Here is a 4,860-nt window from a genome sequence, read left to right as displayed (position 1 = left end):
CAGCAATACATGGCTATGATTTAGATATAAACAGTCCAATTACACCCAAAGAACTCATAGAATTTAAGCCTTTACCAAGCTACTCTGAACCTTATAATTTTATGACAGAGTTTGATTATAAACAACCGCAAAAAGATTGGATTAATATGTGGCAGGAACGTATGAGGGTAGCTAGTGAGAAAAAGAAGAAAAAAGGACTTTTTTCTTGGCTAAATAAATAGTTTGCTCATTACCTTTCTCTACTCTTAATGAACTCAGACATAGAGGTTATTGAAAAATCTAGTATATGTACACTATGAAGTACACTGCGACTATTTCAGTGAGAAAAACCGTTGATACCATTAGCTTACAGCCGAAGGTTCAAGTCCTCACTAGGGTACCGTATCTTTAGGATACTATGGATATCTTTATTGACAATAATTATCACTAACATTACTATTCAATATTCTAAATAAACATACGTTCATTTATTAGGATTTTTGATGCGGAAATTTGTCCTAGATTACCCAAAAGGAAGTTACCGAAAGCTTTTTATTGTGGCTTTAATCCTAAGTTTTGGTTTTTTCATAGCCTCTTTTGTAGATAGAGATATACCGAACATCTTATTATGGCTAGGAGTATTTTTAGCAGCTTTGAAGCAAGTTGTCATACCTATAAATCTAGATCAAAAAATATCTTTATCGAAAAAAACATACTCTATAAGTGATGATGATTTTATAAGTCATTACAATAGTAGCTCCACTATGCAAGATAATAACAAAGGTAAAACTTGGCATAAATTGATAATACTGGGTGATGATATATCGTCCCTTTTGCTTATTGCTGTCATACTCTATAGCATATTTTCTTAACTGGATTATGGTTAGTAAGCCATAACAAATCCCAATTCCGGTAACCTAGCCCAACAATGAGTGGAGCTCATGTCAGAAACTTAATACTCATAGCTCACAAATTGTTGTTAGTACAACCTTCAATTTTTGAGTTTAAATAGCATATTATGCTAGGTTTTTTGCATCTTTCTGTTTCTCAATTTTATGCTGGTCTTCCGTGCTATCGACTTTCCAATAGCTGGATATGTATAAATGCGTTTTTGGTATTGAAAAGTATGTTTTAAAGTAATGGCGCAGGGCGCGCATACTATGAAATTCACATGCTGCCCACACCGCAGGCTGGCCTGCTAGCCACGTAAGCGTTTTAACCCTTTCAAGTAATGGGCTGCTTTCGGTATTTGGATGTGAGTTGATCACCCAGTGAATGTCAACGTTGTCTGGTTTTTTGAGTAGTTGCTTATCCGCTTCACTGGTGATCTCAAGGACTGCATAGCCGCAGGCATCAGCAGGTAGCTGGGCAAGATTGACGCTAATGGCTGGTAGCGCTGTCATATCACCAACCAATAAAAACCAATCTGCATCATGGTTAATCAGCTTCTTTGGTCCTGGGCCGCCGACCAATATTTGCTCACCCACTTGGGCGTTACGTGCCCACATTGAAGCAGGCCCTTCAGCGTCATGCAAAGCAAAATCGACATCTATTTCATCCTCACGTTGTCCACTAATGGTATAAGTGCGCATTAGTGGCCGAGCCCCATGGTCTTGAGGAAATATGAGTTTGATATAAGCGCTTTCTTGATCTTTTGGAAAGTCAAGCAAGCCTGTGCCGCCAAGCGTGACGCGGTACATCTGTGGTGTGATGTATTTGGTACGAACAACATTCAATGTTCTTGGAGCAGGTTTTGCCATTTTAATGCCTTTCTTAATTTAAGTGTTTCATTTTTTAAGTTATCAGTTTAGATAACGCCAGTATAGAAAATCGACATTCTCTAGTAATGATAAGCTCTATATTGTTTAAAAGTTGGCCTTTAGACTGACGGACATCTGGCGCTCGGGCCCCATCCAGCAGTTATTACTATCGTAGCAAGTCCCGACATAGGTTTTATCAAACAGGTTATTGATACTAGCGCCAACAGTGAGCATTGGATTGATTTGATAGCTGCCACCAATATCTACCAATGTCACACTTGGCAGATCGTCTGAATTTTGCTTATCAAGTTGCATGCCGTCTTCATAGCGAACGCCTGCATTGAGAGTAAGCTTATCTGTGGCGTAGTAGTCTGCCCACAATGTCGCTTTGTGTTTAGCGGTTTGTGCTGGCGTATTGCCGACCACGTCAGGGTTGAATTCATCTTCGGTAATCTCAGCATCGGTATAGCTGTAGCTTGCAGCAATATCTACCCAATCACTTAGCATGTGGCTGCCTGAAACCTCGAAGCCTTTAGAGGTAATTTCACCCGTTTGAGTTTGACTTCTATAAACTGATTTCATCAGCCACCACGACGTTCTTTTGCGTAATATCAAACACCGCCAACGTTCCTTGGGTGGCACGATCTGGGGACAGATATTTGATACCAACTTCTAACTGGTCAGCGGTGGTGGGCTCAAATGCCTTGTTAGTAACGAAGTTGCTACCGACAACAGGCTGAAACGACTGTGAATAGCTGGCATAAGGAGAGAAGCCATTATCAAAGTCATAAATGGCAGCAAGGCGACCACTGGTTTTTGATGCGCTGTTATCAATCGTTTTGTTACTATAAACAGCACCTTTAGAGGCTTCGGTTTGCTCGGTGGTACTGTCAAAATTGTCGTGACGTAATCCTGCCACCACTGTCAAATCTTGCCACTGCATCTCATCTTGTACATAAAATCCCAGCTGGCTTTGTTCGATGTCTTGTTTCTGTCGATAAATATCTAATGGTAAAGTGTCAGTATTGATTTGTGAGAAATCGGGTTTGGAGAAATCAAGGTTGGGGGTGCCATCTGCGCCAGCATCGTAATAAGTGGCGCTACTGTCCGTTTCTTGATATTCCACACCGAATAATAAATTGTGCGAGGTATTGGCAGTATCCAACTGATAAGCCAGCTGATTGTCTGTGGTCCAGTTGTTCATCTTTTCATCAGTGGTATAGGCCACACGATTTAAAATCTTGTCGCTACCCGTGATAAACCCTTCTTGATTGTACATATTGCGCTGCTGCGCTTCGGCATCGGTATAGCGTAGGATATGCTTAAAGGTTAATTTGTCATTGATAGCCCAGTTGACAGTCACACTTGGCATCAGAACTTCTTTGCTAAAATGATTCCATTCGTCTCCTGCGTAGGCATCACTATCTAGCTTGCCATAGCTAGCATTGTAAACTGTCCCAACAGCCGGCAGCGGGGTAGAAGGCACCATCTCTGGGTCGTCTTGATAAAAAAGATTGGCAAGTACGGAGATATCTTCTGTCGGTAGCCATTCAAGTGACGGATTAATTAAAGTGCGTTCTTCTTCTGTGGTCTGCATCTGACCCTCTTTTTTACGTTTTAATGCCACCAAGCGATAATTGAGCGTATCTGAAATAGGGCCGGTCGTATCGACTGCCACTTCTTTGAGGTTTTGATTGCCAAAGCGCAACTGTACTTCAGACTCTTGGGTATTTTTTGGCGTTTTGGCGACCTGATTGACCATGCCACCTGGAGCAGCATAGCCGTAAAGTGAGGATGCTGGGCCTTTTAATATTTCTACCGCTTCAGTCGCATAAATGTCTACTTGCGGCATCAGGTTCCAAGCGCCGTCATAGGGGAGGCGCAATCCATCATAAAAATTGGAGTAAGTCTTAAAACCGCGAATGTTGTATTCATCAAAAATAGATACAGTACCGCGGCTCTCAGTACTCACGCCGGGCTCATAACGTAACGCTGCATTGACACTGTCTGCTTAGCGTTTTTGTAATAGTTCTTGATTGATTCTGCTATAGCTCATTGGAGCATCGTTAGGGTCTAATGCAGTTTTGGTGCCTGTACTGCGGTAGCTGTCAGCGTAGACCGTAATAGTATCTAAGGTCGTCGCTGGGTTCGAACTAACCGTAGCAATATTCTCATTTTTATTTTGGTCGTCTTCAATACTATTTGCCGTTTCTTCAGCGTATGCAGCATGGCTAATACTCATTAATAAGCCAATCCTGACTGCCATTTTTAATTGTTTTTTTCGGGCAGATTCGGAACGTAAAAGAGACGGCATCGTACTTCCTTTCAGATAGAAGTAGTTGAGGGTTTTGAGTTAAAAGATATGAATGTTCAATACGGAAATAATTATAACACTAATGATTATTGTTATCATTAAAAAAGGTGATTTTTTGCTTTAAATTTCGTATTTCAAATATTAGCCTTAGTAGTACCTCTAAATACTAATGATGGCTGCATTGAGAAAAGGTGCGAGTGATTGTTTAAAAACCTGGCAATTATTCCCTTTCATCAAGTGACGGAGCACCTTTAAAGCGTAATAATCGCAAAGCATTAAGCGTGACCAGCACCGTTGCGCCAGTGTCAGCCAACACAGCAATCCATAAACCAGTGATACCCAACACAGTAGTGATTAGAAACACGGCTTTTAGGCCCAGCGCAAAAATCACGTTTTGATGAATGTTAGAGAGCGTTGCGCGCGACAGGGCAATCAAATGAGCGACGTCGGTCACGCGACTTTTCAACAAGGCGACGTCAGCCGTTTCAATAGCGACATCCGTACCACCGCCCATTGCAATACCGACATCTGCCGTTGCTAGCGCTGGCGCGTCATTGATACCATCGCCTATCATCGCTATTTTATAATTATCCTTCATCTCGTTTAGCAGACGCAGTTTATCTTCGGGCAATAGCTCGGCTTGCCATTCGACATCTAAATGATTGGCAAGCGCCTGCGCGGTTAGACGGTTGTCGCCTGTCAGCATAACAGAGCGCACGCCCATCGCTTTAAGTTGTGCCACACCTTGTTGCGCATCTTCTCGCAACTCATCTCGTAACGCTACCAAGCCTAGCACTTCACGGCTTT

6 protein-coding genes and 1 pseudogene are annotated in these 4,860 nt (G+C 42.0%); 2 read left to right on the top strand and 5 right to left on the bottom strand.

The window, feature by feature from the left end; genetic code table 11:
• A pseudogene (locus tag V7D75_RS13015) lies at positions 1–221 on the top strand (hypothetical protein); the annotation flags it as partial.
• A 261-nt stretch (positions 222–482) separates the two neighbouring features.
• On the top strand, positions 483–851 hold the full coding sequence (locus tag V7D75_RS13010) for a hypothetical protein (protein ID WP_333614894.1): 369 nt from the start codon (positions 483–485) through the stop codon (positions 849–851).
• A 144-nt stretch (positions 852–995) separates the two neighbouring features.
• Here V7D75_RS13010 and V7D75_RS13005 read toward each other — a convergent pair whose 3' ends face one another.
• The 5 genes from V7D75_RS13005 to V7D75_RS12985 form a co-directional block, all read right to left on the bottom strand.
• Positions 996–1,739 (bottom strand): siderophore-interacting protein, encoded by a 744-nt coding sequence (locus V7D75_RS13005; protein WP_333614893.1) that lies wholly within the window; start codon positions 1,737–1,739, stop codon positions 996–998.
• A 105-nt stretch (positions 1,740–1,844) separates the two neighbouring features.
• On the bottom strand, positions 1,845–2,321 hold the full coding sequence (locus tag V7D75_RS13000; protein WP_333614892.1) for a TonB-dependent receptor domain-containing protein: 477 nt from the start codon (positions 2,319–2,321) through the stop codon (positions 1,845–1,847).
• On the bottom strand, positions 2,305–3,711 hold the full coding sequence (locus tag V7D75_RS12995; RefSeq protein WP_333614891.1) for a TonB-dependent siderophore receptor: 1,407 nt from the start codon (positions 3,709–3,711) through the stop codon (positions 2,305–2,307). The genes V7D75_RS13000 and V7D75_RS12995 overlap by 17 nt, the downstream gene beginning before the upstream one ends.
• Positions 3,712–3,750: 39 nt before the next feature.
• A complete protein-coding gene (locus V7D75_RS12990; RefSeq protein WP_333614890.1) occupies positions 3,751–4,053 on the bottom strand; it encodes a hypothetical protein in 303 nt (100 codons plus the stop codon).
• Positions 4,054–4,273: 220 nt separating this feature from the next.
• Positions 4,274–4,860, bottom strand: a 587-nt coding sequence (locus V7D75_RS12985; RefSeq protein ID WP_333614889.1) for an HAD-IC family P-type ATPase, incomplete at its 5' end; no start/stop codon positions are given.

Origin of the sequence: Psychrobacter sp. (assembly GCF_036731945.1) — a bacterium.
Taxonomy (GTDB): Bacteria; Pseudomonadota; Gammaproteobacteria; order Pseudomonadales; family Moraxellaceae; genus Psychrobacter.
This window is presented reverse-complemented; position numbering and strand designations above follow the sequence as displayed.

What these genes read in the sequence shown, in the direction of transcription:
- V7D75_RS13010 (WP_333614894.1), top strand. Translation starts at nt 483, where the DNA reads ATGCGGAAATTTGTCCTAGATTACCCAAAAGGAAGTTACCGAAAGCTT.
- V7D75_RS13005 (WP_333614893.1), bottom strand. Translation starts at nt 1,739, where the DNA reads ATGGCAAAACCTGCTCCAAGAACATTGAATGTTGTTCGTACCAAATAC.
- V7D75_RS13000 (WP_333614892.1), bottom strand. Translation starts at nt 2,321, where the DNA reads ATGAAATCAGTTTATAGAAGTCAAACTCAAACGGGTGAAATTACCTCT.
- V7D75_RS12990 (WP_333614890.1), bottom strand. Translation starts at nt 4,053, where the DNA reads ATGCCGTCTCTTTTACGTTCCGAATCTGCCCGAAAAAAACAATTAAAA.